At 72.2% G+C, this 1445-nt stretch carries 3 protein-coding genes; 1 reads left to right on the forward strand and 2 read right to left on the reverse strand.

Translation table 11 applies throughout. The annotated features are described in order from the left end of the window. A partial coding sequence (locus HF519_RS30055; RefSeq protein ID WP_211170791.1) for an MEDS domain-containing protein occupies window positions 1-209 on the reverse strand: 209 nt, incomplete at its 3' end. A 387-nt stretch (window positions 210-596) separates the two neighbouring features. On the opposite strand from HF519_RS30055, the gene HF519_RS30060 reads away from it, so the two are divergent. Next, window positions 597-1247 carry a GIN domain-containing protein gene (locus tag HF519_RS30060; protein ID WP_169416320.1) on the forward strand — a complete coding sequence of 217 codons (651 nt, stop codon included), beginning with the start codon at window positions 597-599 and terminating at the stop codon, window positions 1245-1247. Window positions 1248-1256: 9 nt separating this feature from the next. On the opposite strand, the gene HF519_RS30065 is transcribed toward HF519_RS30060, so the two are convergent. Beyond that, the coding region (locus HF519_RS30065) for a hypothetical protein (RefSeq protein ID WP_169416321.1) at window positions 1257-1445 on the reverse strand (189 nt) is incomplete at its 5' end.

Consider the following 1445-nt stretch of genomic DNA (forward strand, 5'->3'; position numbering starts at 1 on the left):
ATGTCGGCGTGCATGCCCAGCGTGCGGATGACTGATGGTGCGTCCGGTTCCTGGAGTCCGATCAGGCATTTGTGTCCGGCTCCGAGGCCGGTGTCGAGGAAGGGGCGCAGGATGGCGTTGCGTTCGGCCGGGCCGCTGTACATTGCGCACACGTGGTCACCGACTGCGATGTCGAAGTCGAGGACGGGTTCGTGATCCGGGGTGCCCATCGTCGGCTCCTGTGCTGGCGGCACAACTGCCGGTAGGGCCGGTTGGTGTGGTCGACCGGCCCGGGCTCGGCCGCAGGCCCGCAACTCGGGCCGCTGGTCGGGTTGGTACCTCCGCATGCAGACCCGAAACCTGGACGCGTTGAACGGTCACCCGCCCTCCGGACAAGGGCGGCGGACGGAGGCGGGGTGCTCGTCCGGGCGGCCGGGGATGACCGGCAGTTCGACGCTCACCCGCACATGATGGCGACTCGACGCCGACCCGCTCCCGGGCCGAGGCGGCGTGGCGGGGACCTTCGACCCTGGGGCCGGAGCCGGGCGAGCGCGACAATGGGCCCGTCCCGATCGCCCCGTCCAGGGACGGCTCCGGGCGACGATCGGAGGCCCGGCATGCGCGTCCTCGCCATGGCCGTCGTGTTCGTCGTGCTGGCGGTGGCGGGCTGCTCGACGACGCCGGGCTCTGCCGGGGACACGAGCGTCACCTCACAGGTCCGTCCGGTCCCGGCGTTCGACTCCGTGGACCTGACCGGAATCGGGACGGTGAACATCCGGCAGACCGGCACCGACTCGGTCACGGTCACCGCGACCACCAGCATCCTGCCCCACGTCACGACCGACGTCTCGGGCACGACATTGCGGCTCGGTCTGAAGGACGTGCCCATGACGACCGACACCACCCTCACCTTCGACGTGACGGTGCGGAGCCTGGCCGGGGTGTCGCTCAGCGGGGCCGGGGACATCAACGCCGCCGACATCGAGTCGCCGAGGCTCACGGCCGACATCGGTGGGGCCGGACGGTTCACGCCGACCGGACGGGCGACCGACCTGGATCTCACGCTGGGTGGAGCTGGGAGTTTCGACGGTTCCCGGCTGTCCACGGAGAACGCCACGGTCCGGCTCACCGGTACGGGCAACGCCACCGTGGCCGTGTCCGGTTCACTGCGGGCGGACGTCTCCGGGATCGGCTCCGTGGAGTACATCGGCGACCCCGACGTGACCCGCAACGTCACGGGGCTGGGGTCCGTGCAGAAGAAGGGCTAGCGGGTCCGTCTAGAAGGGCACGGCCGCGGCGTGAGCGGCGCGCACGGCGTGGGCGGCGCGGCCGAGCAGCCGGCGGGCCCCGGAGGCCGCGGCAGGCGCGGGCGGGTCGTCCCGGACCGTGGACGTCGCGGGCCGGTCGGCCGCGGTCGGGGTGATCGGCGCGGTCGTCGTGGGGACGTCGTGGGCACTGGCGGGCAT

Origin of the sequence: Pseudonocardia bannensis (genome assembly GCF_012911875.1) — a bacterium.
Taxonomy (GTDB): domain Bacteria; phylum Actinomycetota; class Actinomycetes; order Mycobacteriales; family Pseudonocardiaceae; genus Pseudonocardia; species Pseudonocardia bannensis.

What these genes read in the sequence shown, in the direction of transcription:
- HF519_RS30060 (WP_169416320.1), top strand. Translation starts at nt 597, where the DNA reads ATGCGCGTCCTCGCCATGGCCGTCGTGTTCGTCGTGCTGGCGGTGGCG.